Source organism: Achromobacter sp. SLBN-14 (assembly GCF_006715415.1).
Taxonomy (GTDB): domain Bacteria; phylum Pseudomonadota; class Gammaproteobacteria; order Burkholderiales; family Burkholderiaceae_B; genus Achromobacter; species Achromobacter mucicolens.
The window spans coordinates 5,554,481-5,578,810 of record NZ_VFNE01000001.1 but is presented as its reverse complement, the minus strand read 5'-3'; the positions used below and the strand labels follow the sequence as shown (position 1 = coordinate 5,578,810).

At 65.9% G+C, this 24,330-nt stretch carries 25 protein-coding genes and 1 pseudogene; 12 read left to right on the top strand and 14 right to left on the bottom strand.

The window, feature by feature from the left end; translation table 11 throughout:
- Positions 1 to 7: 7 nt before the first annotated feature.
- The 3 genes from FBY20_RS25560 to FBY20_RS25550 form a co-directional block, all read right to left on the bottom strand.
- Positions 8 to 730, bottom strand: a complete 723-nt coding sequence (locus FBY20_RS25560; protein WP_056317634.1) for a response regulator transcription factor — start codon at positions 728 to 730, stop codon at positions 8 to 10.
- Between the two features lie 321 nt (positions 731 to 1,051).
- Complete coding sequence (locus FBY20_RS25555) at positions 1,052 to 1,543, bottom strand: hypothetical protein (RefSeq protein ID WP_056317637.1); 492 nt, start codon at positions 1,541 to 1,543, stop codon at positions 1,052 to 1,054.
- Between the two features lie 113 nt (positions 1,544 to 1,656).
- Entirely contained in the window at positions 1,657 to 2,790 is a 1,134-nt protein-coding gene (locus FBY20_RS25550; protein ID WP_056317640.1) for a 3-deoxy-7-phosphoheptulonate synthase, read from the bottom strand.
- 313 nt (positions 2,791 to 3,103) lie between these two features.
- Here FBY20_RS25550 and FBY20_RS25545 point away from each other — a divergent pair, with 313 nt between their 5' ends.
- Both FBY20_RS25545 and FBY20_RS25540 read left to right on the top strand, forming a co-directional pair.
- Positions 3,104 to 4,330: an EAL domain-containing protein gene (locus tag FBY20_RS25545; protein ID WP_142055342.1), complete on the top strand. Its 1,227-nt coding sequence runs from the start codon at positions 3,104 to 3,106 to the stop codon at positions 4,328 to 4,330.
- Between the two features lie 153 nt (positions 4,331 to 4,483).
- On the top strand, positions 4,484 to 5,794 hold the full coding sequence (locus FBY20_RS25540; RefSeq protein ID WP_142055340.1) for a ferric reductase-like transmembrane domain-containing protein: 1,311 nt from the start codon (positions 4,484 to 4,486) through the stop codon (positions 5,792 to 5,794).
- A gap of 4 nt (positions 5,795 to 5,798) precedes the next feature.
- Here the strand turns inward: FBY20_RS25540 and FBY20_RS25535 are convergent, their stop codons facing one another.
- A complete protein-coding gene (locus tag FBY20_RS25535; RefSeq protein WP_142056232.1) occupies positions 5,799 to 7,418 on the bottom strand; it encodes a mucoidy inhibitor MuiA family protein in 1,620 nt (539 codons plus the stop codon).
- Positions 7,419 to 7,606: 188 nt separating this feature from the next.
- Positions 7,607 to 8,505: pseudogene (locus FBY20_RS25530) on the bottom strand (LysR substrate-binding domain-containing protein).
- Between the two features lie 106 nt (positions 8,506 to 8,611).
- Between FBY20_RS25530 and FBY20_RS25525 the strand changes: the two are divergent.
- The 3 genes from FBY20_RS25525 to FBY20_RS25515 all read left to right on the top strand — a co-directional run bounded on the left by FBY20_RS25525 (position 8,612) and on the right by FBY20_RS25515 (position 13,485).
- Positions 8,612 to 9,892: an MFS transporter gene (locus FBY20_RS25525; RefSeq protein ID WP_142055338.1), complete on the top strand. Its 1,281-nt coding sequence runs from the start codon at positions 8,612 to 8,614 to the stop codon at positions 9,890 to 9,892.
- Positions 9,893 to 9,989: 97 nt separating this feature from the next.
- Positions 9,990 to 12,986: a GAF domain-containing protein gene (locus tag FBY20_RS25520; RefSeq protein ID WP_142055336.1), complete on the top strand. Its 2,997-nt coding sequence runs from the start codon at positions 9,990 to 9,992 to the stop codon at positions 12,984 to 12,986.
- A gap of 133 nt (positions 12,987 to 13,119) precedes the next feature.
- The gene (locus tag FBY20_RS25515; RefSeq protein WP_056317659.1) at positions 13,120 to 13,485 is read left to right on the top strand and encodes a hypothetical protein; all 366 of its coding nucleotides are present in this window, start codon (positions 13,120 to 13,122) and stop codon (positions 13,483 to 13,485) included.
- A gap of 55 nt (positions 13,486 to 13,540) precedes the next feature.
- On the opposite strand, the gene FBY20_RS25510 is transcribed toward FBY20_RS25515, so the two are convergent.
- Both FBY20_RS25510 and FBY20_RS25505 read right to left on the bottom strand, forming a co-directional pair.
- On the bottom strand, positions 13,541 to 14,986 hold the full coding sequence (locus FBY20_RS25510) for an RNA polymerase factor sigma-54 (protein WP_142055334.1): 1,446 nt from the start codon (positions 14,984 to 14,986) through the stop codon (positions 13,541 to 13,543).
- Between the two features lie 157 nt (positions 14,987 to 15,143).
- On the bottom strand, positions 15,144 to 16,148 hold the full coding sequence (locus FBY20_RS25505) for a sigma-54-dependent Fis family transcriptional regulator (protein WP_082586186.1): 1,005 nt from the start codon (positions 16,146 to 16,148) through the stop codon (positions 15,144 to 15,146).
- Positions 16,149 to 16,323: 175 nt separating this feature from the next.
- Between FBY20_RS25505 and FBY20_RS25500 the strand changes: the two genes are divergently transcribed.
- Positions 16,324 to 17,709: a sigma-54 dependent transcriptional regulator gene (locus tag FBY20_RS25500; protein WP_142055333.1), complete on the top strand. Its 1,386-nt coding sequence runs from the start codon at positions 16,324 to 16,326 to the stop codon at positions 17,707 to 17,709.
- A gap of 6 nt (positions 17,710 to 17,715) precedes the next feature.
- Here the strand turns inward: FBY20_RS25500 and FBY20_RS25495 are convergent, their stop codons facing one another.
- The gene (locus FBY20_RS25495) at positions 17,716 to 18,090 is read right to left on the bottom strand and encodes a hypothetical protein (protein WP_056317667.1); all 375 of its coding nucleotides are present in this window, start codon (positions 18,088 to 18,090) and stop codon (positions 17,716 to 17,718) included.
- Between the two features lie 150 nt (positions 18,091 to 18,240).
- Here FBY20_RS25495 and FBY20_RS25490 point away from each other — a divergent pair, with 150 nt between their 5' ends.
- Positions 18,241 to 18,456, top strand: a complete 216-nt coding sequence (locus FBY20_RS25490; RefSeq protein WP_056317672.1) for a hypothetical protein — start codon at positions 18,241 to 18,243, stop codon at positions 18,454 to 18,456.
- 28 nt (positions 18,457 to 18,484) lie between these two features.
- Here the strand turns inward: FBY20_RS25490 and FBY20_RS25485 are convergent, their stop codons facing one another.
- Positions 18,485 to 18,793, bottom strand: a complete 309-nt coding sequence (locus FBY20_RS25485) for a DUF378 domain-containing protein (protein WP_142055331.1) — start codon at positions 18,791 to 18,793, stop codon at positions 18,485 to 18,487.
- Positions 18,794 to 18,839: 46 nt separating this feature from the next.
- Positions 18,840 to 19,106, bottom strand: coding sequence for a hypothetical protein (locus FBY20_RS25480; RefSeq protein WP_062839533.1), 267 nt, complete (start codon positions 19,104 to 19,106; stop codon positions 18,840 to 18,842).
- Positions 19,107 to 19,276: 170 nt separating this feature from the next.
- Between FBY20_RS25480 and FBY20_RS25475 the strand changes: the two genes are divergently transcribed.
- On the top strand, positions 19,277 to 19,867 hold the full coding sequence (locus tag FBY20_RS25475) for a phage holin family protein (RefSeq protein ID WP_142055329.1): 591 nt from the start codon (positions 19,277 to 19,279) through the stop codon (positions 19,865 to 19,867).
- Between the two features lie 31 nt (positions 19,868 to 19,898).
- Complete coding sequence (locus FBY20_RS25470) at positions 19,899 to 20,519, top strand: DUF4142 domain-containing protein (protein ID WP_056317688.1); 621 nt, start codon at positions 19,899 to 19,901, stop codon at positions 20,517 to 20,519.
- A gap of 7 nt (positions 20,520 to 20,526) precedes the next feature.
- Here FBY20_RS25470 and FBY20_RS25465 read toward each other — a convergent pair whose 3' ends face one another.
- The 3 genes from FBY20_RS25465 to FBY20_RS25455 form a co-directional block, all read right to left on the bottom strand.
- Positions 20,527 to 21,417: an SDR family oxidoreductase gene (locus FBY20_RS25465; protein WP_142055327.1), complete on the bottom strand. Its 891-nt coding sequence runs from the start codon at positions 21,415 to 21,417 to the stop codon at positions 20,527 to 20,529.
- Positions 21,418 to 21,500: 83 nt separating this feature from the next.
- Positions 21,501 to 21,842, bottom strand: coding sequence for a YqjD family protein (locus FBY20_RS25460; protein WP_056317694.1), 342 nt, complete (start codon positions 21,840 to 21,842; stop codon positions 21,501 to 21,503).
- 74 nt (positions 21,843 to 21,916) lie between these two features.
- The gene (locus tag FBY20_RS25455) at positions 21,917 to 22,246 is read right to left on the bottom strand and encodes a four-helix bundle copper-binding protein (protein WP_056317697.1); all 330 of its coding nucleotides are present in this window, start codon (positions 22,244 to 22,246) and stop codon (positions 21,917 to 21,919) included.
- A gap of 118 nt (positions 22,247 to 22,364) precedes the next feature.
- Here FBY20_RS25455 and FBY20_RS25450 point away from each other — a divergent pair, with 118 nt between their 5' ends.
- Positions 22,365 to 22,646, top strand: a complete 282-nt coding sequence (locus tag FBY20_RS25450) for a hypothetical protein (RefSeq protein WP_255452492.1) — start codon at positions 22,365 to 22,367, stop codon at positions 22,644 to 22,646.
- Here the strand turns inward: FBY20_RS25450 and FBY20_RS25445 are convergent, their stop codons facing one another.
- Entirely contained in the window at positions 22,647 to 23,699 is a 1,053-nt protein-coding gene (locus FBY20_RS25445) for a DNA topoisomerase IB (protein WP_142055326.1), read from the bottom strand.
- A 182-nt stretch (positions 23,700 to 23,881) separates the two neighbouring features.
- Here FBY20_RS25445 and FBY20_RS27820 point away from each other — a divergent pair, with 182 nt between their 5' ends.
- Together FBY20_RS27820 and FBY20_RS25440 are read left to right on the top strand one after the other, a co-directional pair.
- Positions 23,882 to 24,046, top strand: coding sequence for a hypothetical protein (locus FBY20_RS27820; RefSeq protein ID WP_167427925.1), 165 nt, complete (start codon positions 23,882 to 23,884; stop codon positions 24,044 to 24,046).
- A gap of 47 nt (positions 24,047 to 24,093) precedes the next feature.
- Complete coding sequence (locus FBY20_RS25440) at positions 24,094 to 24,246, top strand: DUF3309 family protein (RefSeq protein ID WP_076520934.1); 153 nt, start codon at positions 24,094 to 24,096, stop codon at positions 24,244 to 24,246.
- Positions 24,247 to 24,330 lie beyond the last annotated feature (84 nt).

Below are 24,330 nucleotides of genomic sequence, written 5' to 3'. Positions count from 1 at the left end.
GGCGGTCTCAGGATTTGGGCAGGCTGCCCACGATGGTAACGGGCGTGGTGCAGACATAGCCCACGCCATAGACGGTGCGTATGCCCAGGTCGCCGCCGGCCAGCGCGCGCAGCTTGCGCCGCAGCCGGTGCATGTGGGCATCCAGCCGATGCGTGTCGTAGGCCTCGACGCTTGCGCCCAGTGCTTCGACGAGGCGCGCGCGCGTCAGCGGCAGCGGCGCGGCCTGGATCAGCGCGCCGATCAGCCGGCTTTCGGTGTCGGTGATGTCGACGCTGATCTGGCTGGGCGTGGTCAACGTGCGGCGCGCCGGGTCAAAACGCCAGGCGTCCGACTGCGCGTCCTCGGTGTCGGCGGCCGGCACGACGCGCAGGCGCCGGGACAGCGCCACCAGGGTGGCCCCCAGCTCGGCCAGATTCACGGGCTTGGTCAGGTAGTGGTCGGCGCCCAGGCTCAGGCCCGATACCTTGTCTTCGCTCAAGAGGCGCCCGGTGAGCATGATGATGCCCATCGACGGATACGTGGTGCGCAGGTGCGATACCCGCGCAAGCCCGTCGCCGTCCGGCAGCATGGCGTCCAGCACGAGGATGGCGGGGGTGACGGTAAGCAACAGGCTGTCCAGCTCGGCCAGCGAGCCCGCGGTGAGGATGGCTTTGTCCAGGCCCAGGTCCTGGATGTACTCGGCGATGGAATCGCGCCAATCTCCGTGGTCGTCGACGACGATGATCGTCACGGCGCGGCGCGCTTGCGCGCTCCTCGGGCGAACAGGGATGTTCTCGTCATGCTTTGAATTCGATAGGGGGCCGCGTGCGCGCGGAAATCAGGGGATGACGGTGTGCGTATCCCGCGTGCTTGCGCGCAGAATATCATCCCCGCCGTTGCGGCGGCGCGTCATGGATCAAGGATGCGATCCAGTCCGTGGGCAAAAAGGGGCTGATCAAAAATTGCGCAGCCCGGTGCGCATCGCCCGAAAGGCCATCAGCCGTGCGTTTGCGTTTTTCTTATCCACAAATTCTGTGGATAAGAAAAACAGCGCGGATACCGTCCTGGCCGACTAAGGGAGTAATTCGACCGGCACGCCATCGGGCACTTTGCGCATCCGATCGCGTTCGATCCGGCCCGGTGCAAAGCGCGTCTTGCGCGCAGCAGCATTTTGCAGCAGCACCGACAGCACCGAACCCTTGTCCTGGATCCATCGCGTCTTGCCGCGCAACAGCTTCACCGCGTTCTCGGCCGTGCCCAGGCGGTAGGACATGGCGTTGATCTCGATCGAGGATTTGCCGTTGAACAGCGATTCGTCGATTTCGGTGATGGCGGCCGCGTCGAGATTGTTGCTTTCGTGGTCAATCCGGTAGACGTACTTGAAGCCGTGAAACGGATCCTGCACGACGATGAGTTTTTCCGATCCGGAAACGTCGGACATCATGCCGAGGATGCGCGACTCAACCATCTGGTTGCCGCGTTGTTCTTCGGTGTAGATGAAAATGCTGTGGCGCACGGGGGGCGATGCGGCCGGCGCGGCCGCGACAAGGCGAGAACGATCCATACCTGAGCGAAGAGAAGCGGGGAGGGGTCGAGAGACCCCGAAGCCCCGCATGATACCAATTGTTTCAGGAATGTGCTGTAACAGCAGCGGCCGGCCGCTGCCCGGCAACAGGATCAGCCGCGGGCGGCCAGCTTTTCGCGGCGTTGGCGCACAGCCAGCGCCAGCGCCGCCAGCACGGGCTCGGTCTGGGTCCAGCCCAGGCATGCGTCGGTAATGGAGACCCCGTGACGCAGCGGTTCGCCGGGCTTGAGGTCCTGGCGGCCTTCCTCGAGGTGGCTTTCGATCATGACGCCGGTGATGCGGCTGTCGCCCTGGGCGACCTGGGCGGCGATGTCGTTGGCCACGTCGATCTGGCGCACGTGCGACTTGTTGGAGTTGGCGTGCGAACAGTCGATCATGACCTGTTCGCGCTGGCCGGCCTTGCGCAGGGCGGCGCAACACGCGTCCACGCTGGCGGCATCGTAGTTGGGGCCTTGCTTGCCGCCGCGCAGGATCACGTGGGTGTCCTGATTGCCGCGGGTTTCGAAGATGGCGGCCATGCCCATCTTGGTCATGCCCATGAACGCATGCTTGGCGCTGGCGGCGACCATCGCGTCGGCTGCGATCTGCACGCCGCCGTCGGTGCCGTTCTTGAAGCCCAGCGGGCAGCTCAGGCCGGAGCTGAGCTGGCGATGGCTGGGGCTTTCGGTCGTGCGCGCGCCGATGGCGCCCCACGCGATCAGGTCGGCGATGTACTGCGGGCTGAGCAGGTCGAGAAATTCGGTGGCAATCGGCAGACCCAGGCCGCCGATGTCCAGCAGCAGCTCGCGGGCGCGGCGCAGGCCTTCATTGATGCGGAAGCTGCCGTCCAGGCGCGGGTCGTTGATGTAGCCCTTCCAACCGACGGTGGTGCGGGGCTTTTCGAAATACACCCGCATGACGATCAGCAAATCCTTCTTGTGCTCGTCGGCGGCGGCGCGCAGCTTGCGCGCGTACTCCATGGCCTGCGCGTGATCGTGGATGGAACATGGGCCCACGACCAGCACCAGGCGGTCGTCCCGGCCGTGCAGCACGTCCGCGATCTCGGCGCGGCTTTGCTCGACGAGGTTCTGGATGCTGGGCGACACCGGCAGTTCGTCCTGCAGCAGCGCAGGCGAGATCAGCGGGCGCACCGCGCTGATGCGGGTGTCGTCGGTGCGGGTGTTGTCCTGGGTGGCGTCGGCGGCGCCGACCTCGCGGTCGTGCAGGGGGTCGTCAATGCGGGTCAAGGGAAAGCTCCGTGCCGTAGATGCGGGAAAGTCCGCCATTATCGCACCCGCGGACGGTGGAGGCGGATGGGTGCCATCGCCATGTCCGCTTGCGGGGACAGGCCCCAATGTATGGAGCCGGACGGCGGATAATCCGGCGGCTACGTCTATCGGCGGCGAACTGAATTAACCCGTTATCGATAAGGACACTTTTCGCGCGGATGTTTTAGCATTGATGCACGCTCTCAGCAGGCCGGCGCTGCCGGCCAGCGGCAGGCGCAGGCGGGGGCCGCGCATGGCTTCTTTCCGTAGGCACAGTTCAGGACGGTCAGCAATGCCAAAACCCGATGCCGGATCGTCCCGACGGATTCTTCTTGTAGAAGACCATCCCGTCGAACGCGCCTATCTGCAGAACATGTTGCTGGCATTGGGCTACCGCCGCGTGGCGGGCTTGGGAAGCAGCATCGAGGCGGTGGGCGCGATCACGCGCCAATACCATGACGTGCTCATCAGCGACATCGTGATGGGCGAGGGCGACGGCACGCGCCTTCCCAACGACCTGCGGCGGCTGGTGGACGCCGGGCGCTTGAAGAGCATGCCGCCGATCATCTGGATCAGCAGCCTGAGCGACGAATTGCTCCAGTCGCATGTGCGGTTGGCGCTGCAGGCCGGTTGCCCCTCCGCGCAGGCGCTTTCAAAGCCCGTGTCGCGCGTGGCGATGCAGCAGGCTATCAAGAACGCGCTGCGCAGCATCGACGACGAGTCGGCGTCGCCGGACAAACCCAAGTCCGTGCGGCGCGAGGTGATGGAGGCGGCGCTGAGCCAGGCGCTGCTCTCGGGCACCAACATGAGCGTGGTGCTGCAACCCCAGATCAGCCTGTCGACCGGGCGTGTGGTGGCGGCCGAAGCGTTGTCGCGCTGGGTGGATCCGAAGCTGGGCGCGATCTCGGCGGCGGACTTCGTGCCTGCGGCGCATCGGCTGGGCATGGACCGCATGTTGTTCAGCCGCGTTACCGACCGCGTGCTGGAGGTGTTGCGCCGGCTGCAGGACGCGGATGTCGCGGTGCCGATCGCGATCAACGCGTCGGCCTCGACGCTGTGCTCGCGCGACCTGCCCGGCCTGCTGGAGCAGAAGGTGGGGCAGGCGGGGCTGCCGGCCCGTCTGATCAAGGTCGAACTTACCGAAGACGAGCCCGTGACCGACTGGCTGGCGCTGTCGTCCACGCTGAACCTGTTGCGCGTGCGCGGCTTCGAGCTGGCGATGGACGACTTTGGCGCGGGCATCGCCTCCATGCGCCTGTTCTCGGCCATGCCGTTCAACGAACTGAAGATCGACCGGGACTTCATCGTCCACATGCACCGCGAGCCTGCCTCGCGTGCTGTCGTGGCGGCGGCGATCGAAATGGGGCGGGTGCTGGGGCGGCGCGTGGTTGCCGAAGGGGTGGAGCAGGAGCGCGACGTGCAGTTGCTTCGCGAACTGGGATGCGACCTGGCGCAGGGCTATGGGATTTCGATGCCGTTGTCCGCGGACGAATTCATCGAGTATTGCCGCGCGCATTGAGCGCGGGCGGCGCGGCATTTTTTGCCGGGATGGGGTTGATTCCCGTCAAAGGACGGCTCAGGTACGCGAAATAGCGGCGCTGGGCGAAACTACCATTATGTCTGCGGCCTGTCTCGGTTCGGCACGGCCGCCGATTTACTGGGAGCGATGCCAATGCGCCGAATCCTTTTCACGATCCTCGCCGTCAGCGTCCTGGCCTGGGCGCTTGCCTTGCGGCTGCAGCCGCCCGCCGCCTTCAACGTATGGACGTGGCGCGACCAACTGATTTTGCTGACAGGTCTGGCGGCTTATGTGCTGATGGCGCTCATCATGCTGCTGTCGGTCAGGCCGGTCTGGCTGGAAAAGCGGCTGGATGGTCTGGACAAGATGTACCGGCTGCACAAGTGGTGCGGCATCCTGGCCACCGCGCTGGCGGCGGCGCACTACCTCATCAAACTCGCCAAGCCGCTGCTGCTGGCCATCTTCGATCCGGTTCCCAAGACGCCCCGCGCCGCGGCCATGCTGGACATGTTCCGGGGATCGGCCAAGGATCTGGGCGAATACGCCGTCTGGATCCTGGTGGCGATGGTGCTGTTGACGCTGTGGCGCCGGTTCCCGTACCACGTGTGGCGCCAGGTCCATCGCATTGCCGGCGTGATCTTCCTGGTGGCGGCGTTTCATGGCGTCGTGCTCACGCCCGCCGCGTGGTGGTCGCAGCCGGCGGGGTGGCTGGTTGGCCTTGCGACCGCGGTCGGATCCGTCTGCGCGGTCATGGCGCTGACGGGCCGCATCGGGCGGGCGCGCCGCTACAAGGGTACCGTGCTGGAGGTGCAGCATCTGTCGGACGACATCCTGCGCGTGACCTGTCGTGTCGAGGGCGATTGGCATCACCGCGCCGGCCAGTTCGCCTTCCTGACCGCGGATCGCAAGGAAGGCGCGCACCCCTTCACGGTGTCGGGCTCCGACGATGGCTCGGGCAGGGTGCAGTTTTCGATCAAGGCGCTTGGCGATTACACGCGGCGCCTGCAGAAAAGCCTGGCGGCCGGGCAAGCGGTGACCATTGAAGGGCCATACGGCTGTTTCGACTTTCGCCGGGACGAGGGCCGCCGGCAGATCTGGGTGGGCGCGGGCATCGGCGTGACGCCCTTCATTTCATGGCTCGAGGCCTTGCAGACCCGGCCCGCGGACGCGCCCGACGCCACCTTGTATTACTGCGCCCGCAATGCGGCCGATGCGCCTTTCGCCGACCGGTTGCGCCAGTTGTGCGCGCGCGTTCCAAGCGTGAAATTGGACGTGCGCTACAGCGACGAGCACTGGCCCTTGACGGCCGCCGAGCTGGCGCAGGCCAGACAGGGAGGGACGCCCTGGCCAAGTGTCTGGTTCTGCGGTCCCACGGGCTTTGCCGACGCGCTGAAAGACGGCTTGCACCGGCGGGGCATGCCGGTGCGGCAACTGTTCCACCAGGAAGCCTTCCAGATGCGCTAGCGCGTCAGAGGCCGGACACGTCGATATCACCCGGGTAGTCCACCGAGAACTTCAACACCGTCTCGCGCGACTTGCCCGGCTCGAGCTCCCAGTCCCATACCAGCTTGCCGTCCTCTTCGCGCTTGATGTCGCGGTCGGCGGGCGACAGCAGCTTGACCACGATTTTCTCGTTGCGCGAGATGGGCAGGTGATCCGTGAAGGTCACCTGTTCCTTGGTCGACTTGTTGTTCTTGACGGTGATCTTGTACTCGTAGGTGACACGCTTGCCGCTGCCCGAAAAGCCGGTGCTCTCGGTGTAGCGGTTGACCAGCTGGCGCTTGATGGAGATGCCCTCGTCCGCGCCCAGCGCCAGTTCCAGCTTTTCGCCGGGCATGACCGCTTTCATGGCGCCCGTGGCGACAAAGGCATCGTCCAGGAAGGTATTGAGCGGACCCGCCAGAAACGGAAAGTCGGTGTTGTTGCTGGCCTGCGCGGTCAGGTAGACGGTCTCGCGCATCGCGGGTGTGGATTGGTATTGCAAGGTGGCTGGCAGCTTGGCCGTGGCGATGGCAACGCGCTGCGTGGTGTTGTCCGACAGCAGTGTTGCCGGGTTCTGGATCTGGAACGACGCGCTGGTTGCCGCATTCTGGACCTGGGCCGTGGACAGCTCGATGGCCTCGGGTTGCGGCTCGGGCAACATGGCGCTGTCTTCCATCGCGCGGCCGCGCGGCGCGCGCTTGGCGTGCATCTCGGCCTGGACGGCAGCAGGGGCCGGCGCGGCGGCGGGCCGGGGCGGCGGGGGCGGGGGAGGGGCAGCCACGTCGATGATCCACGGGCGCAGCGTGGGCGCGCCGCCGCCCAGCGACGGCCGGGCCGTGGACAGCGTCAGCTTCACGTTGTTCCAGTCTTCGCCCGTGTTCTGGCGGATGACACCGAAGTAGCCAAGGTCCACCTGACGATCGGCCGGACGCAGCCGCGCATCATAGGCGGGCGTCCAGCGCGCGCCCGCCACGGCATACGACAGCGCGAGGTCCAGCTTGCCGGCGCGTGCCATGCCGACGCGCAACGCCACCTTCTTGGTGCGCCGGCCGGCGTCGCCGCGGACCTGGCCAAGCTGGGTTTGCAGTGCCGTCATTTCGCGCTCCAGCGCGGTCTTCTGTTCGGTGACGCGGCGCAGGCCAGCCAGCGTCGTGGCCAGCGACTCGGCGCTGAGCGTCTGGATCGCCTTGAGCTCATCCACGGTGATTCGGGCGCCGTCCTTGGCAGGTTCCGTGGCGCCGCGCTGCATCATCAGGATGAGTTCGCGCTGGTTGTCGAGCACGGCGGCTTCGTCGTCGAGCGCGGCTTGCCGGGCAGTTAATTTGTCGAGTTGCGCTTCGATCGACCGCACGCGTTCGTTGGCGGTGTCGGTCTGGTAGACGTCGCTGACCTTGACGTCCAGCAGGGTCGCCTGGCCGGTGCTCTTGGCGGACACCTGCAGCGAGTTTTCCTGCAGGGAGGCCGGCAGGTTGTCCAGGATCAGTTCGTGTTCGCCGGCGGCCAGGTCGCTGCTGGCGGCGCGGGTGACGACCGCACGGTCCTGATAGACGGTGACCGCGCCGATGGCGGAGGGCAGCGCGGCGGCAGCGGCGAAGCCGGGAATCATTGCAAAGGCCAGGGCCAGAAGGGTACGTTTCACGGGGTCACCTTTGAAAAGTTGGGCGCGGCCGGCATCGCGGATTCCAGGGGACGCATCGCCCGCAAGCGCGAGAGTCTAGTCGCAGCCCCGCGCCGCAGGTTTACAGAAAATGACAAACGCGACAGGCCGATACGGCAATCCCCCGGGGCCGGGGTTCATTCCCGCTCGGGATGCGCCAGCCGGCGCAGCATGCCGACGGCGTTTTCGGCGGCTACCGAGCGGTCATGGCGCCGGTAGGCCATGTCCAGCAGCGCATGGGGCGCATCGCCCTTGATGGGACGGTACTCGATGCCCTGGGCGCCCATGTGCCGCATCGCGGCGGGCACGATGGAGATACCCACGCCAGCCGCCACCAGGCTCACGATCGACGCCATCTGCGGCGCTTCCTGGATGACGCGCGGGGCAAAGCCGGCGCGCTGGCAGGCGGACTGGATGGCGTCGTACAGGCCCGCGCCGATGGGCCGCGGATAAAGCACGAAGTCCTCCTCGGCCAGCGCGGCGATCGGGACCGCGCGCTTCCTGCTGAGCGCATGGTCCGGCGGCAGAGCGATCAGCATGGGCTCATCGAGCACCCGCTCCGATTCGAATTCGGCGTCCAGCACGTAGGGCGGGCGGACGAAGGCCACGTCCACATCGCCCGCGCGCAGGCCCCGCAGCAGCGTGACGGTATTGCTTTCGGTGAGCGTGATGCGCACATCCGGATAGCGGTCGCGAAAGGCGCGGATGGCCCGGGGCAGGTAGGGATGAAAGACGGCCGACGCGGTAAAGCCGACCGTGATGGCGCCGCGTTCGCCGCGCCCCAGCCGCCTGGCCATATCGACGGCGCGGTCGGCGCTGGCCAGGATGGCGCGGGCGTCGTCCAAAAATTGCACACCGGCTTCGGTCAGCGCGATGCCGCGGGGCAGGCGCAGAAAGAGCGGCGTGCCGATCTCGCGCTCCAATTGCTGGATCTGCTGGCTGAGCGGGGCTGGCCGATGCCCAGGCGGGCGGCCGCGCGCGTGAAATGCAGTTCCTCGGCGACGGCGGTGAAATACCGCAGGTGGCGCAGTTCCATTGGTTTTAAATATAGACAGGAGCGGTTTCATATATTGGACATATGCAGGGGAAATGTCTACCTTGTTCTTCACTGGCTCCTGCCCGGGTGTTTTTCGAGAATCCTGATGTCTACCCCTTCTGCAAGTCACGCAACAGCCCCCGGCGTTTCGGCGCCGGCGTATCTGGCGCGCGGCACGCCGGGTCTGCGCCGCGCCCAATGGGCGCTCTTCGCCGCCGGCTTTTCCACGTTTTCGCTGTTGTATTGCGTGCAGCCGCTGATGCCGCTGTTCACCCAGGCTTTCCAGGTTTCGCCCGCGCAGAGCAGCCTGGTGCTGTCGCTGTGCACGGGTTTGCTGGCGATCGCCATTTTCTTTGTCGGCCTGTTTTCGGCCGCGCTGCCGCGCAAGCGCGTCATGGCGTGGTCGCTGTTCGCGTCCGCCATTCTTGGCACCATCGCGGCGGTCGCGCCGGACTGGCAGAGCCTGCTGGCCCTGCGCGCCTTGCAAGGGGTGGCGATGGGCGGGGTGCCGGCTGTCGCCATGGCCTATCTGGCCGAGGAGGTCGAACCGGGCACGCTGGGCTTCGCGATGGGGCTTTACATTAGCGGCAGCGCGTTTGGCGGGCTGTCGGGACGGGTGATCACCGGCCTGGTGTCCGATCACTTCGGGTGGCGCGCGGCGATGGGAACGCTGGGACTGCTGGGCATCGTCGCGGCCGTGCTATTCCTGTGGCTCCTGCCGGCCTCGCGCCGCTTCACGCCGCGGCGCGGCCAAGGGTGGGCAGGCGTCTGGTCGGACGTGCGGGCCGGCGCCGGCGCGCACTTGAAGAATGGGCCGCTGTGCGCACTGTTCGCCATGGGCGGGCTGCTGATGGGGGCCTTTGTGGCCGTCTACAACTATGTCGGCTTCCGGCTGTTGCTCCCGCCGTTCTCGCTTAGCCAGACCTTCATCGGCTTCATCTTCGTCGTCTACCTGGTAGGCATCTTCGCGTCTACGTGGTTCGGCCGCCTGGCCGACCGTCATGGGCGCGGCGCGATGCTGTCCGCCGCGTCGGGGCTTGCGCTGGCCGGCCTGGTGCTGACGCTCTCGGATTCGCTGCCTGTGCTGGTCGCGGGCATCGTGGTCTTCACGTTCGGCTTTTTTGCGGCCCATGCCGTCGCGAGCGGCTGGGTGGGTCAGATGGCTCGAGGCTACAAGGCGCTAGCCGCCTCGCTGTATCTGCTGGTCTATTACGTTGGGTCCAGCGTCCTGGGCGCGCTGGGCGGCCAATTTTGGACGGTTGGCGGTTGGCACGGCGTGGCGGCGATGGCCGGCGGCCTGCTGGCGGCCGCACTGACGATCAGCGCGGGCCTTGCCTGGCGCACGGGGCGCCGTGACCCGGCGGCAGGGGTGGCGGGGCCCGCCTGACCGCCTCTTTTTTTCCAGGAAGGGTAGCGTCGCGTTACGCTGGGTTGCCCCACGCGCGTCCCTATCGCGTACATTCCGTATTGCGATAGGGGGAAACATGCTGACCAAGCAAGACCGCGTGTCCCTGCCATGGACCGACACGCTAGCTCGTCTTGAAGACGAACGCATCATGCTGGAGCGAATCGCTGCCGGCGTGCCGCTCCAGCAGGTGCTAGAACATGTGCTTCACGCCATCGAGGCCCAATCGAGCGTGAAACTTCGTGCGTCCATCGCGCTGGTGGACGACAAGGGGGGCAGGCTGGTGCATGGCGCCGCGCCCAGCCTGCCGGATGAATTCAACGCTGCGGTAAGCGGGGTGATGATCGGAACGGAGGCCGGCCCCTGGGGCGCTGCGGCGCATTCGGGCAGGCCGGTCTACGTGGAAGACATTTCCCGGGATCCTCGCTGGGCCGCATGGCGCGACGTGGCGGCGGCGCACGGCCTGCGTGCCTGTTGGTCGACCCCGATCAAGGCGCCGGACGGGCGGCTGCTGGGCGTGTTCTCGAACTATTACGACGAAAGCCGCCTGCCGTCGGCGCACGACATCGACGCCATAGCGCTCGTCACGCGTAGCGCCGCCCTGGCGATCGAACGGCATCTGCTCGACGTGGCCTTGCGCCGCAGCGGCGACCGCTGGCGCGCCATGTTCGAGGGCATGCAGGAGGCGTTCTTCCTGGCCGAGGCCTTGCGCGGCGATGATGGCCGCATTGCCGACTTCCGCTTTCTTGAAGTGAACCCGGCCTTCGAACGCCAGAGCGGTATGCGGGAAGGCGACACGCTGGGTCATACGCTGCGTGAAATGATTCCGGGCGTGCCCAGCCAGATCCTGGATACGTTCGCCCAGGTAGTGGAAACAGGCGAGCCGACCCAGTTCGAATTTGCCGTTCCCGCGCCCAACGATGCATGGTACGAAGCGCGGGCGCGCAAGGAAGGGCCCGACCGGATCATGGCGCTTTTCCTGGACGTCTCCGCGCGCAAGGCTGCCGAGACCGAGTTGTGGGAAGGCCAGCATCGCAAGAATTTCCTGCTGGCGCTGGGCGACCGCATGCGAGAACTGCACCTGCAGGCCGCGATCGAGGAGACCGCCTGCGCGGGGCTGGGGCAGCACCTGTCGCTGGGCCTGGTGGCAGTCCTGGATTGGGCCGGCGACGGCGCGGCGCCCGTCGTGTCCACGTCCTGGCAGTCCGACGTGTACGTGGCGCGCCAGGAGCCGCTGGCGACAGAGCAATTGGGCGACGACTTTTTCGAGGCGGTGCGCAACGGGCGCACAACCTACCTGCAGCCGCTCGTGGCGCAAGAGGGCGGCGACGTCCGGCCGTCGGCCATCGTGGTGCCGATGCGCCGCTGGGCGCGGCAGGGCGGCGCGCTGGTGGTCCGCCCCTTGTCCAGCAGCCGGCTCAAGCCCGCGGATCTGGCCTTCATCGAGGAAGTGGCCGAACGGATGTGCGATGCCGTCGAGCGGTCGCAGTATGCGCGCATGCTGGAGCAGCGGGTCGAGCACGCCATCGCGGAGCGGGACCGCATCTGGCGGATGTCGCCCGAGCTGCTTGCGGTCATCGATGGCCGCGGCAGGTTTGCCAGCGTGAATCCCGCGGTGCAAACCATCCTGGGCTGGAACCCCGACCAGTTCCTGTCGATGGGTCTGTCAGAGCTGATCCACCCCGATGACCTGGAGGCGACCCGCGCCGCCTGGTCGCCGCACGCCAAGGCGAACGGTGCGCAACCTGCCCGGCACGTGGAAAACCGGGTGTTGCGGCGCGAAGGGGGCTACAGCTGGATCACGTGGAGCATGTCGTGGTCCGAGGACAGCCTGTATGTGGCCGGCCGCGACGATTCGGACCTGAAGGCGCAGGCGGAAGCCTTGGCCGACACCGAGAATGCGCTGCGCCAGGCGCAGAAGATGGAAGCGGTGGGTCGCTTGACGGGCGGTATCGCGCACGATTTCAACAACATGCTCCAAGGGATCACGGGCGCGCTGTATCTGGTGCAGCGCAAGCTGACGGCCGGCGTGCCGGAACAGGCGCAGCGTTTCATCACCGTGGCCATGGATTCCGCGAACCGGGCCGCGCATCTGACGCAGCGGCTGCTGACGTTCTCGCGGCGCCAGCCGATCGACCCCAAGCCGTTCAGTGTGGAAGCCACGCTGCATTCCATGACGGACCTGTTCCATCGCTACACCGGCGAGCGTGTGAACCTGGTCTTCGATCTGGAGCCGGGTCTGTGGCCTGTGAACTGCGACCGGAACCAGTTCGAGAACGCAATGCTCAACCTGGTGATCAATGCCTGCGACTCGATGCCGAACGGCGGCGTATTGACCATTGCCGCGGCGAATACGCACCTGGACGCCGCGTCACTGCGCCAGAACCCGGGCGTCAATCCCGGCGCGTTCGTCGAGGTCACGGTGTCGGACGTGGGGTGCGGCATGTCGCCCGACGTGCTGGCGCACGCCTTCGATCCGTTCTTCACGACCAAGCCGCTCGGCGAGGGCACGGGTCTGGGTCTGTCGATGACCTACGGTTTTGCCAAGCAGGCGGGCGGCAGTGCCGTGCTGGAAAGCGCCGAAGGCGTCGGCACGTCGGTTCGCCTCTATCTGCCGCGCCATCAGGGCGTGCCGGAAATGGCGGCCGAAACGCCGCGGGCGACGGGCGCGAAGGCGGCGTCGGCGGGCCAGGCCTTCGTTATCGTCGTGGAAGACGATATGAACGTGCGGGAAATGGTGCGGGAGTCGCTGGTGGACATGGGGCTGCATGTGTTGACGGCCGGCGATGGCGAAGCCGGCCTTGAGCTGGTGACCGCCACGCGCAACCTGAGCCTGCTGGTGACCGACGTGGGCCTGCCCAATTTGAACGGCCGCCAACTGGCCGACGCCGCGCGCGTCGCGCATCCCGGCCTGCGGGTTCTGCTCATGACGGGTTACGCCGAAAGCGCGGCCAGCGCGGGCGGGTTCCTGGAAGAAGGCATGGAACTCATCGTCAAGCCGTTCTCGCTGGATGCGCTGGGCGAGCGCGTGCAGCGCATGCTGGAGGAGAGCGCGGGGCCGCAACGGGCAGGCTGAGGGTCAAGTGTTGCAAACGCAGGTAAAAAATGCCCCGCATGGAGGACTACCAATAGGGGAGAAGGCGGGCAGGGGGTCAGGCACGGGGCTTGCGACTAGGCCGGTGCATTTCAACCAAGGAAGGAGCTACGCTATGAAATACCGTGCCATGACCTGCGCGTTTGCTTTGATTGCCGGCGTTGCCACCGCTGGCGGTGCCTATGCCCAGTCCACGGGCCGCAGCACCCCCCCGACTTCGCCGTCCACGACGCCGAACGACGGGGCTGCCGTGCCGCCCAATACCAAGGTGCCCCCGGGACAGATTCCCCCCGCTCCGAACGCCGCGCCCAATACGGGCACGACGCCGCCGAACCTGGACAAGAGCGGTCACATGAAGTCGGACAAGCATGGGTCGGAAATGCCCAATCGCAAGCGCGAGGCCAATGACAACGTGCCGAAGACCCCGGCCGCTGGCGCTACGCCTCCTCCGGGATATCCGAACACGGGCGGCAGCAAGTAAGCAGCCCAACAAAAAGGCTTCCGCAAGGAAGCCTTTTTTATGGCCGCAGGGCTGATCAGTGCTGGCGGCGCAGCTCGGCGGGCGGCACGCGCAATTGGCCGCGGTACTTCGACACGGTGCGGCGGGCCAGCAGGATGCCATTGGAGGCCAGTTGCTGCGTCAGTGCCACGTCGGACAGGGGCATTGCCGGATCTTCGGCGTCCACCATTTCCTTGATGAGCGCACGCACTGCGGCTGCGGAACACGATCCGCCCGACTCCGTGGCCAATTCACGCGAGAAGAAGTGGCGGAATTCGAAAACGCCGCGCGGCGTGGTCATGTACTTGCTCACGGTCGCGCGCGAGACGGTGGACTCGTGCATGTTCAGGTCGTCCGCCACTTCGCGCAGCATGAGCGGGCGCAGCGCCACTTCGCCATATTCGAAGAACATCTGCTGGCGCTTCACGATGGCCTCGGCCACGCGCTGGATCGTGGTGTAGCGCTGTTCCACATTGCGCACCAGCCAACGCGCTTCCTGGAGTTCCTGCGCCATGGGGCTGCGGTCGTCCAGGCGGGCGCGGCGAAAGAGATCCGCATAGGCGCTGTGCAACCGCGCGCGCGGCATGGCGCTGCGGTTGGGCAGCACGCGCCAGCGTCCCTGCCATTTGTCCACGAACACATCCGGCACCACGTACACCGGCGTGTCGCCGCTGTAGCGGCCGCCGGGCTTGGGGTCCAGCCGGCGGATCAGCGCGCAGGCGTCGCGCAGGGCGTCATCGCCACATCCCAGCGCGCGGCGCAGACCGACGTAATCGTTCTTGCCCAGCCGCTCCAGATGTTCCTGGACGATTTTCTGGGCCAGTGCGCGCGTGTCGTCGTCTTCGTCCGGCAGCGCGGCAAGTTGCAGGATCAGGCACTCGCGCAAGTCGCGCGCGGCAATGCCGGGGGCGTCCAGCTGCTGCACCAGGCGCAACGCCGCCATCCATTCGGATTCCTCCGGAAGCGGGCTGATGTCCGCATCCGCGGAGGTGCAAAGCGCGGAGAGCGGGGTGCGCAGGTAGCCATCGTCGTCCAGCGCGTCGATGATGAACTCCGCCAGCAGGCGATCACGCGGCTGCAGGTGATAGTTGCCCAGTTCGAAGGACAGGCGATCGCGCATCGACACGTTGGCGCAGGCCCATTGGCCTAGATCGCTGTCGCCGCCCGAGGACGTGTGGGTGGGGTAGTCGCCGGAATAGGCGGGCGCGTCGGGCGGGGGCTCGTCGCCCTCCGGGCTGTCCGAGGCAGCGACGGGCTCCGGGGCGGGTTGCCCTTCCATGTCCGCCGTCTCGCCGCGGACGCCGGGCGCAACGGGGGCCGCCGACTCGGGCTCCGAATCGTCCGGATCTTCGAGAAAAGGGTTTGAGGCCAGTGCGTGCTGTACGGCCGTGGTGAATTCAAGCGCCGACATCTGAAGCAGCTTGACGGACTGTTGCAGACGCGGCGCGAGCGTCATTTGCTGGCGCAGGCGAAGTTCTTGCATGGGGTGGCCCAATCGAGTCTCCTGAAGGGGCAGCCGCCGGAAGGCGGCTCGTTCACCTTCTATACGCAAAGATCGTGCCAGCCTCGTTCAAGGGGCGAAGGCGCCCCGGGAACGCGGCATGCTGAGCCAGTATTACAAAGCCGGTGGTAAGAACTGCTCAGGCAGCTTTTTCGGGCTCGTCCTTTTCATAGACGTCCAGCCGGTTGTAGAGCGTTTTCAGGCTGACCCCGAGCGTCTCGGCGGCCAGGCGTTTGTCGCCCGCATGGTGGGCCAGCGTGGCCAGGATGAATTCGCGTTGGGCGCGGCCCAGCGGCATGCCCACCGGAAAGTTCAGCGAGCCGTCGCGAACCTGTGCCTGGCTGGGCCCGCGGTTGCGCGTCGCCAAGTCAGCGTCCAACTGGGCATCGGCCATGATGTACGCGCGCTGAACCACGTTGCGCAGTTCGCGCACGTTGCCCGGCCAGTCGTGCGCCTTGATCGCCTCTAGCATGGCCGGCGAAAACGTCTTTTGCGTGCCGTGCTGCGCATTGAGCGTATCCAGGAATTGGTGCGCCAGCAGCAGGGCGTCGTCGCCGCGCTCGCGCAGCGGCGGCACGCGCAGCGGAATCACCAGCAGACGGTGCAGGAAGTCCTGGCGTAGGCGGCCATCCGCAACGGAGGCGGCCGGGTCCCGGTTGCTGGCGCAGATGACGCGCACATTGGCGCGCAGCAGGTCCGTGCCGCCCACGCGCTGATACGTGCCCACTTCAAGCACCCGCAGGAAATGCACCTGCATGTCCGGCGGCATTTCCGTCACTTCATCCAGAAACAGCGTGCCGCCGCTTGCGTACTCGAAGTACCCGGCATTTTGCGACACGGCGCCCGTGAAGCTGCCTTTCTCATGGCCGAACAACTCGGCATGCGCCAGCGATCCGCTGATCGCGCCGCAATTGACGGCGACGAAGGGTTGGTCGCGGCGTTCGCTCGCCTCGTGGATGGCGCGGGCAACGATTTCCTTGCCGGCCCCACTTTCGCCGATAATGAACACGCTTGCATCGGTAGCCGCGGCAAGTGCGATCTGGTTTCCCAGTTTGCGCATTTGCGGCGACATGCCGCTGGTGTCCGCAAAAACGGAAGTGGGGGAAGGCGCGTTGGCGCGTGTAGCGGTATTTCGACTGGCCATGCTGATTCCTAGTCCCGAAAGCGGGCCTGCAATAATCGCATCGTAGAGGGCGGTCCGCTGTCTGATTGCGACGAGTTGCAAGTATTGGAAAACGTTGTTGGAAACTGGCAGATATTTGCGCCGGCCGACCTCATAGTGACTATTCTGACGGTTATGGAAGGGATACGGAGATAGCATGCCTCACCTGCTTATCGTCGATGACGACGATGCAATACGGGAAACACTGGCCGAAATCGGCCGCGATAGCGGGTTTTCGGTGGCCCTGGCGGCCAGCGTCAAGGACGCCCTCATCCAGCTCGAACGGCAAGCGCCCGACCTGGTGTTGACGGACGTCCGGCTGCCGGGTGGCAGCGGCATGGACATTTTCAAGAACGTTGCCGTGCACAGCGCAGAAGTGGTGGTGATGACCGGCCACGGTACTGTCGACAACGCCGTGCAGGCCCTGCGCCTGGGTGCGACCGACTACCTGGTCAAGCCCATCTGCATGGAGCGCCTCGAAGAGATCCTGAAGCGGATCATGACCAATTCGGGCGGCGAAATGCCCGGCACCCCGTTTGAAGAGCCGGGCCGGTTCGGCAAGCTGTATGGCAAGTCCGAACGCATGCAGACGCTGTATCGTCAGATCGGGCGCGTGGCGCCCACGACGGTCACCACCTTGCTGATCGGCGAAAGCGGCACCGGCAAGGAGCTGGCTGCTCACGCCATCCACGAACTCAGCCCACGTCGGCAGCGTCCGTTCATCGCGGTCAATTGCGGCGCGATATCGCCCAACCTGATCGAAAGTGAAATGTTCGGGCACGAGCGCGGCAGTTTCACCGGCGCAGACCGTCAGCACAAGGGGTACTTCGAGCGCGCCGACGGCGGCACGTTGTTCCTGGACGAAGTCACCGAAATGCCGCTAGACCTGCAGGTCAAGCTGCTCCGCGTGCTGGAAACCGGCCAATTCATGCGCGTGGGCACCAACCGGGAAATTGCCTGCGACATTCGCGTGATTGCGGCGACCAACCGGAATCCGGAGCAGGCCGTGCAAGAGGGCAAGCTGCGTGAGGACCTGTACTACCGGCTGAGCGTTTTTCCCATCGAGCTGCCGGCGCTACGCGACCGCGGCAGCGACATCCTATTTCTGGCGCAGCGCTTTCTGCATGCGCTCAACGAGGAATCCGGCAAGAACAAGGATTTCTCGCCCGAGGCGGCGGCCGCACTCGCGCAGTATGAATGGCCAGGCAACGTCCGCGAACTGAAGAACTTCGTTCGCCGCGCGTTCATCATGGCCGATGGGGATGTGCTGGATCTGGATATGCTTGTGCCTCAGGTATCGCCGGCTGGTGAGCCGGCCGGCGGGCAAGTCAGCGTGCCGGTTGGCGAGACCTTGGCCGAGGCCGATCGTCGTCTGATTCTGGCCACCCTTGAGCGATGCAATGGGGTCAAGAAACAGGCGGCCGCCGTGTTGGGGATCAGCCCCAAGACGCTCTACAACCGTCTTGAGGAATACGCGGCAGCAGGCTACGTGCTGCCTGGCGAGAATTCCCGGACGGGCGGACCGTCCCGGGAATCCGCCTGACGCCGCTTACTTGTTGAAGCGGGTCTTCAGGTCAGCCATGCAGGCGTCCTTGGCGTTGCCGGACATGGCATCGCACTTTTCCTTGCCGACCTTGTAGTCGGCATCGTTGCGCGTCTTGGCCGCGTCGTGGGAGGCTTCGGCCTTCTCCTTCGCGGCCTTTGCGTCGGCCTTGGCCTTGTCGCGCGTGGCTTCGGCCTGCTTCTGGCAGACGTCCTTGGCATTGCCCTTCATGCCGTCGCATTGCTTTTTGTCCATTTTGTATTGGTTGTCGATCTGATCGTTCGTGCGAACGCCGGTCGTGCCCGTTTGCGCGGAGGCCTGGAAAGCCAGGACGGAAAAGCACAGGGCAAAAGCGGGGCAAATCGTTTTGGACAGATTCATGACTGACTCCTTGGGTAAGTGATCCGGTAGTTGGCGGACCCGACTACCCCTAGAGCAAGTAACGTGCCCAGGATTTCCGGGCATGGCACTTGCGCAGGAGGGGCGAGGCCATGCGCGATTCACGGATGGCGCGTATCAAGGAGATGATTCATGACGACCCCACACGATCAGCAGCCCGCCAAGTCCAAGGCCAACACCCCCAAGGACGATACGGAAGCGGCGAACCAGAGCGGTCAGTTTGGCGCGGATAAGCCGACCGAGAACGATCAGCCTTATAAACGGCATTCGGATAAAACGCCGAACCGCAAGGGGCCGGAATTTGAAGAGGGCGGGCAGTATCCGGGCAAGCGGCCTGACGGCAATTAATGCGCTTGGCGGACGAAACGGCTTGCTGTCAGCGGGCCGGTTCGCCCAATTCGTCGGCCAGACGAAAAAGCATCACGACGCAATACAACGCCGCGATGCCGATCACGCCGTAGACGGTGCGCGCCGCCGCCATGTGCGGAAAAATTTTCTCGATTACATCCAGATTGACGGCGGCGATCAAACCGCTGTTCAAACCGCCGGCCACGACGGCGATCAGCGCCATCCAATCCAGCACTGACAGGCAGCGCCGCGCTTCGCCGCGGGCAGGCTCGGGCGCCGGCAGGCCCTCGTCGGTGTCGGACCCGCGCAGCAATTCCTCAGTACGGGATATTTCCATCGTCGTTCCTCAGGGAGTGCGGCGCCGGGGCCGGTTCGGGATGGCGTCAGCCACCGTTGCGGACCGGATCGGGCGCGTCGTGCGAGAGGCCGGCTTCGTCCGCGTCGGTGACGCGGTCGGTCGCCACGTCCGCGCCGTCGTCGTCCTGGAAGTCCGGTTCGACGCTCTCGCGTTCGCCCGTGGCCTGGGAGTCGCTATCGGTATGCCTGAGGTCGCGTGGCAGGTCGCTGGCCGAATCTGAAGAGTCGCTGGGACCCAGATCGGGACGGCCGCTTTCGTCAAGGTTGATATCGGTGTCGGGTATACGGGGCATGGGCATTCTCCGGATAAGGGCGCGCGCGGGATCGGAACAGGCGGTGCGCGCAGCAGCGGGTGCGGGGCAGGCAGCAAGCGCCATGCCGACGTCGCGATGGGCAGGGCGGTTCCGGCAGCGCAGGTATGGAAGTTGCTCCTTGATTGAAAATTTTTCCCTGGGAGATTGTCATGTCCTTGATTGTCGCTGCACGGTTCCAGACCTTCGACGAAGCCACGCTGGCCGCCCAGAAGTTGTTCGCCGAGGGCTATACCGAGGATGACATCCACACTTTTTACGTCAGCATTGCCGGCGAGCATGGGCGCTTTCCGCTGGGGGGCGACCGGATCGCGGACCCCGATGCCAAAGGCGGGCATTTTGGCGCGGTGGCCGGCGCGTCGCTGCTGGGGCTGGTTTTTGCGTTGGTGGCGGGGCTGATTGCCGCGCAACTGGCCGCCTCGATCTTCATCACGATTGCCGCCGCCGGGGTGGGCGCTTACATCGGGGCGTTGGCGGGCGCCATGTGGGTGATCGGCCGCAAGAAGCGGGTTCGCACCGCGCCCGGCGAGCCCGAGAAATCGCATCCGCCCGTGCGCCAGGCGGGCGTCATGCTGGCGCTGCACGTGGACCTTGGGCGCGAGCAGCAAGCCCGCCAGATCTTGCGCGCCGCGGGCGGCACCGACATCGAACGGGCCAATGGCCGATGGCAGGACGGCAAGTGGCAGGATTTTGATCCGCTGGATCCGCCGCGCCGGGTGGAAGCGCCGACCACCGCCAATTGAGCCCCGCCCAGTCACGCACGGAGACAGCACCATGAAGCCATTCACTAAAACGTCATTCGCCGCGCTTGCCGCGGCGGTTGTGCTTGCGGGCGCGGGCCCGCTATCGCACGCCGCGGAACTGGACGCCTCGGACGCGCGCTTCCTGCAGGCTGCCTCGGGTTCGGGAATTTTCGAAGTGCAGGCCGCCGAACTGGCAGGCAAGCGCGCCAAGGACGCGCAGGTGCGCGCGTTTGCGGCCAAGATGCTTGAACAGCACACGGCGGTGAACAAGGAGATCCACGCGTTGGCAGCGGCCAAGAACATCTCGCTGCCCGATCAGCCGGCCGAGCCCGATCGCGCCACGCTGCATGAATTGCGGGAAAAGACTGGCGCCGAGTTCGACCAGGTGTATATCAAGAAGGCTGCCGTGGACGCGCACGCGACAGCCAATCGCCTATTCGAAACAGCCGCCAAGGAGTCGGAAGATGCGCAGGTGCGCGACTTTGCGACGCGCACCTTGCCGATGTTGAGCGATCACTACGCGATGAGCCGCGCGTTGGGTCGCGAGCCCGCCGTCAATGGCGACAAGATCCATCCGGCGCCGAAGGGCGAAGCGCCGCCGGTTTCCCCGGCGTCGCGCGCCGCGCCGGCGTCGGTGGTGCCGGAGAAGTGAGGATCGCTCAGTCGCCCGCGCTGCCCGTGATGGGCAGCACGATGCCCGTGATATAGCTCGAGCATTCGGGCGATGCCAGAAAGACGTAGGCGGGCGAGATTTCCTCCGGCTGAGCGGGGCGTCCCAGATCGGTCTTTTCACCAAATGACTTGATGTCATCGGCGCTTCGGTCGGCCGGATTGAGCGGCGTCCAGACGGGACCGGGCGCGACCGCGTTCACACGAATACCCTTTTCGGCCAGGTTCGAGGCCAGCGAACGGGTGAACGCGTGGATGGCGCCTTTGGTCGATGAGTAGTCCAGCAACTGGCCACTGCCATTCAGGCCCGTGACTGAACCCGTATTGATGATGGCGCTGCCGGGCTTCAAATGTTCCAGCGCGGCGCGCGCCATGTAGAAATAGGCGCTGATGTTGGTGCGCAGCGTCTTGTCCCATTTTTCGTCGCTGATTTCCGGCAGCGTCTCGGTGTGTTGCTGATAGGCCGCGTTGTTGACCAGGATGTCGAGCTTGCCGAAGTGCTTGACCACCTGCGCGACGGCCTCGTTGCAGAAGGCGGAATTCTGGACGTCGCCCGGGATCAGCAGGCACTGTCGGCCTTCGGCTTGAACGGCGCGGCTGGTCTCCCTGGCATCCTCGTGTTCATCGAGGTACATCACCGCGACGTCCGCGCCTTCGCGGGCAAACAGGACGGCGACGGCCCGGCCAATGCCGGAGTCGGCGCCGGTGATGATCGCAACCTTGTCTTGCAGCTTGCCGCTGCCTTTGTAGCCGGGCGCCTGATACTGGGGCTTGAGCACCATGTCGGCTTCAACGCCTGGCTGTTCGTCCAGGTGCTGCGCCGGCATGGGCGGGGTGGGGTGAGGGCGGTCGCCGGTCTGGGCGCTTTTGGGGGTGCTCATGTGTTCTCCCATTGGGCGGCGCGGGATGCGCCTTGCAATGGAAGTCGAGCAAACGCCGTGCCCGGCGACCGCGTGGGAACGGCCTACTGGCGGCCGACGATGACGCCGAGCAGAAAAGCCGCGCCCGCCACCAGCCCGACTGCCTGCCAGGGACGCGCGTGGATGTAGTCCTCGGTGCAGTCCAGGGTCTCGCGCATGAGGTCATGGGCGTTGTCGGACGCCTCGCGCAGGCTCTGGCGCGTGGCTTGCAGCTGGTCGTTCAAGCGCGCCTTCAGGGCTTCAAGGTCCGTTGCCGAAGTGTCGCTGAGCGTGGCTTCCAGCTCGTCGATCCAGCTTTCCGGATGCCGCGAGCGCCTGTAGGCGCCACGATTGTCGGGGCCGTTCTCGGGGAAGTCGGAAGGCATGGGGGTATTCGTGGTGGCCATCGAAAGCTCCTGACTGTCGGGCGGAAAAATGCGCCGTTGCGGCCGGCCCGGGCGGCCGCGCGGCGGGGCGAGGCTTACGCCTCGACCATGTCTCGGCATGCCAGCGTGCAGGCGATGCAGGCGCCCGCGCAGATCTGGCAGTGCTCGGCGTCGTGCGTGGAACATTGCCGCGCACAGGCATCGCAGACCAGCGCGCACAAGGTGCAGAGCGCCTGGGCGAATTCTCCGCCGCGGGCCAGCATGGCCGCGCACAAACGGCAGACTTCGGCGCAATCGGTGCACAAGGCGATGCTTGCGCGCATCTGCGCCGGATTCTGCCGCAGGCACGCGGCCGCGCATTGATCGCACGCTACCGCGCATTCATAGCAGGCTTGCACACATTGTTCGAAGTTTGGGTCTCGCATTGCATCTCCTTGTGAGCGGCCGCGGCCGCCCGGCCACACAGGCGCGGCTGGCGCGGCGGCACATCCGCTTGCAATTTGAAGGTCTTGACAGTTTTTCCTGCGGGCGAGGGGCCGTAGGATGAAGGTTCGCAACTGGCGGGAGAACACCGTGAAACCTTCGTCCACATCCAAAACCACCTCGCCGGCGCGCGCCGGCAAATCCGCGCAGGACAACGCTAAGATACTGCCGACGAGCGGTCCCGTCGACGTGCCAAATCTACCGGATAAACCCGATGCCGATACACCCGACGAGGCCGCGCGCGACAAGCGCGAGGTGGTCGACAACAAGACCGAATCCAATTGGGCCGACGGCTCCGCCCCGCAGCCCCGCGCCAAGAACGCGCGCTCCTCGATTCTCTGATTACGCATCGCCGGCGTCCTGCTCATGAAGAAAGGCGAGGAGGCGCCGCTCGTCGGCGCTGAGCCCGCGGGGCCCTGCTGGGGCGGCCGTGCGCGCGGGCAGCGTGCCGGTCAGGTAGGCCTCCATGATGGCCGGGTGCACGTAGCACGCGCGGCACACGGCGGGCGTATTCGCCAGCCGTTTTGACACGGCCTTGATGACGTCCACCGCCTCCTGCTTGGCGCGGCGCTCGTCTTCGAACGGGCGCGCCTGCAGCGCGGCAAAGGCCATCACGGAGCCCGCCCAGGTGCGATAGTGCTTGGCGGTGTATTCGCCGCCGCCGGCGTTACGCAGGTAGGCGTTGACCGCGCCCGAATCGACAGGGCGCTTGTCGCCGTCGGCGTCCAGATACTGAAACAGCTGCTGGCCCGGGATGTCCAGGCATTGCTTGATGATGCGCGCCACGCGCCGGTCCGTGACCGTGACGTCGTGGGCCACGCCGCTCTTGCCCTGGAATCTGAACCGGAAACGGCTGCCGGCCACGGTCGTGTGACGGCGCTTGAGCGTTGTCAGGCCGTAAGACTTGTTGGCACGCGCGTATTCGCGCCCGCCAACGCGGATCAAGGTGATCTCCAGCAGGCGGACCAGGGTCGCGACCACCTTGTCCTGCGTGAGGCCCGGTATCTTCATGTCGCGCTCGACCTGGCGCCGGATTCGGGGTAGCGCGTGCCCGAAGGACAGCAGATTCTTGTATTTGGTGGCGTCGCGCACCGCCGTCCAGCCGGGGTGATAGCGATATTGCTTGCGGCCGCGCGCATCGCGCGCCGTGGCCTGAAGATGCCCGTCCGCCAGCGGGCAGATCCATACGTTTTCGTACGCGGGCGGGATGGCCAGGGCGTTGATGCGCTGGATCTGCGCCTCGTCGGTAATGCGCGCGCCTTTCTCGTCCAGATAGTGAAACGTATGGGCGTTGACGCGCACGCGGGTGTAGCCGGGCTGCGTGTCGTCCACATAGGTCAGCGATGCCTCTTCGACGGGCAACGGATCCGGGTCCTTTTGCGTGCGGGTGCTCATTCAATCTCCGGGTGCGCGCGGTAGCGCTGGCCTACAGCATGCCGCGTTCCCGGCGGCGGCGATCGCGGGCGTGGATGGCTTTGGGCACGCCGCTTGCTGAATGCCTTGTCGGCAATCGCGCCGCCGGAAACGCCCGCCGACCGGCCGCGCTGCCCGCGAGAGAATCTTCAGAGGAGAGTGCAATGCAAACCGTCCTGCAACTACATGTGCCGCCGAAGCCGGATCCGATCCCGCCCGGCTCGCCGCCCGGGGACTTGCCGGTAGACCCGGATACCGATGAGCCGGACGTGGACTTGCCGCCGCTGTCCCCGCCCGTCAAGGAAATCGTGCCGCCGAAAGACGCCTGATCCTTCGCCCCTTCCACAACTCAAATCAATAAATCCAAGGAGTCATTATGTCGACCATCCTGCTGATCATCCTGATCCTGCTGCTCATCGGCGCCGTCCCCGCCTGGCCTCATAGCCGTAGCTGGGGCTACTACCCGAGCGGCCTCCTGGGCATCGTTGTGATCGTGCTCATCGTGCTGCTGTTGATGGGACGCATATAGCGCCATGACACGCTGATGGCCGCCGGACGCCAGCGCGTCTGGCGGGCCGCCAGCAGGGCCCGGGGCGGCCCTGCCGTCCTGGCG

Excerpts from the sequence above, each read along its gene's own strand:
- FBY20_RS25495 (WP_056317667.1), bottom strand. The coding sequence starts at position 18,090 with ATGAATCTGTCCAAAACGATTTGCCCCGCTTTTGCCCTGTGCTTTTCC.
- FBY20_RS25545 (WP_142055342.1), top strand. The coding sequence starts at position 3,104 with ATGCCAAAACCCGATGCCGGATCGTCCCGACGGATTCTTCTTGTAGAA.
- FBY20_RS25490 (WP_056317672.1), top strand. The coding sequence starts at position 18,241 with ATGACGACCCCACACGATCAGCAGCCCGCCAAGTCCAAGGCCAACACC.
- FBY20_RS25555 (WP_056317637.1), bottom strand. The coding sequence starts at position 1,543 with ATGGATCGTTCTCGCCTTGTCGCGGCCGCGCCGGCCGCATCGCCCCCC.
- FBY20_RS25470 (WP_056317688.1), top strand. The coding sequence starts at position 19,899 with ATGAAGCCATTCACTAAAACGTCATTCGCCGCGCTTGCCGCGGCGGTT.
- FBY20_RS25525 (WP_142055338.1), top strand. The coding sequence starts at position 8,612 with ATGTCTACCCCTTCTGCAAGTCACGCAACAGCCCCCGGCGTTTCGGCG.
- FBY20_RS25515 (WP_056317659.1), top strand. The coding sequence starts at position 13,120 with ATGAAATACCGTGCCATGACCTGCGCGTTTGCTTTGATTGCCGGCGTT.
- FBY20_RS25475 (WP_142055329.1), top strand. The coding sequence starts at position 19,277 with ATGTCCTTGATTGTCGCTGCACGGTTCCAGACCTTCGACGAAGCCACG.
- FBY20_RS25445 (WP_142055326.1), bottom strand. The coding sequence starts at position 23,699 with ATGAGCACCCGCACGCAAAAGGACCCGGATCCGTTGCCCGTCGAAGAG.
- FBY20_RS25520 (WP_142055336.1), top strand. The coding sequence starts at position 9,990 with ATGCTGACCAAGCAAGACCGCGTGTCCCTGCCATGGACCGACACGCTA.
- FBY20_RS25540 (WP_142055340.1), top strand. The coding sequence starts at position 4,484 with ATGCGCCGAATCCTTTTCACGATCCTCGCCGTCAGCGTCCTGGCCTGG.
- FBY20_RS25505 (WP_082586186.1), bottom strand. The coding sequence starts at position 16,148 with ATGGCCAGTCGAAATACCGCTACACGCGCCAACGCGCCTTCCCCCACT.
- FBY20_RS25440 (WP_076520934.1), top strand. The coding sequence starts at position 24,094 with ATGTCGACCATCCTGCTGATCATCCTGATCCTGCTGCTCATCGGCGCC.
- FBY20_RS25480 (WP_062839533.1), bottom strand. The coding sequence starts at position 19,106 with ATGCCCCGTATACCCGACACCGATATCAACCTTGACGAAAGCGGCCGT.
- FBY20_RS25465 (WP_142055327.1), bottom strand. The coding sequence starts at position 21,417 with ATGAGCACCCCCAAAAGCGCCCAGACCGGCGACCGCCCTCACCCCACC.
- FBY20_RS25535 (WP_142056232.1), bottom strand. The coding sequence starts at position 7,418 with ATGATTCCCGGCTTCGCCGCTGCCGCCGCGCTGCCCTCCGCCATCGGC.
- FBY20_RS25500 (WP_142055333.1), top strand. The coding sequence starts at position 16,324 with ATGCCTCACCTGCTTATCGTCGATGACGACGATGCAATACGGGAAACA.
- FBY20_RS25460 (WP_056317694.1), bottom strand. The coding sequence starts at position 21,842 with ATGGCCACCACGAATACCCCCATGCCTTCCGACTTCCCCGAGAACGGC.
- FBY20_RS25455 (WP_056317697.1), bottom strand. The coding sequence starts at position 22,246 with ATGCGAGACCCAAACTTCGAACAATGTGTGCAAGCCTGCTATGAATGC.
- FBY20_RS27820 (WP_167427925.1), top strand. The coding sequence starts at position 23,882 with ATGCAAACCGTCCTGCAACTACATGTGCCGCCGAAGCCGGATCCGATC.
- FBY20_RS25450 (WP_255452492.1), top strand. The coding sequence starts at position 22,365 with ATGAAGGTTCGCAACTGGCGGGAGAACACCGTGAAACCTTCGTCCACA.
- FBY20_RS25510 (WP_142055334.1), bottom strand. The coding sequence starts at position 14,986 with ATGCAAGAACTTCGCCTGCGCCAGCAAATGACGCTCGCGCCGCGTCTG.
- FBY20_RS25485 (WP_142055331.1), bottom strand. The coding sequence starts at position 18,793 with ATGGAAATATCCCGTACTGAGGAATTGCTGCGCGGGTCCGACACCGAC.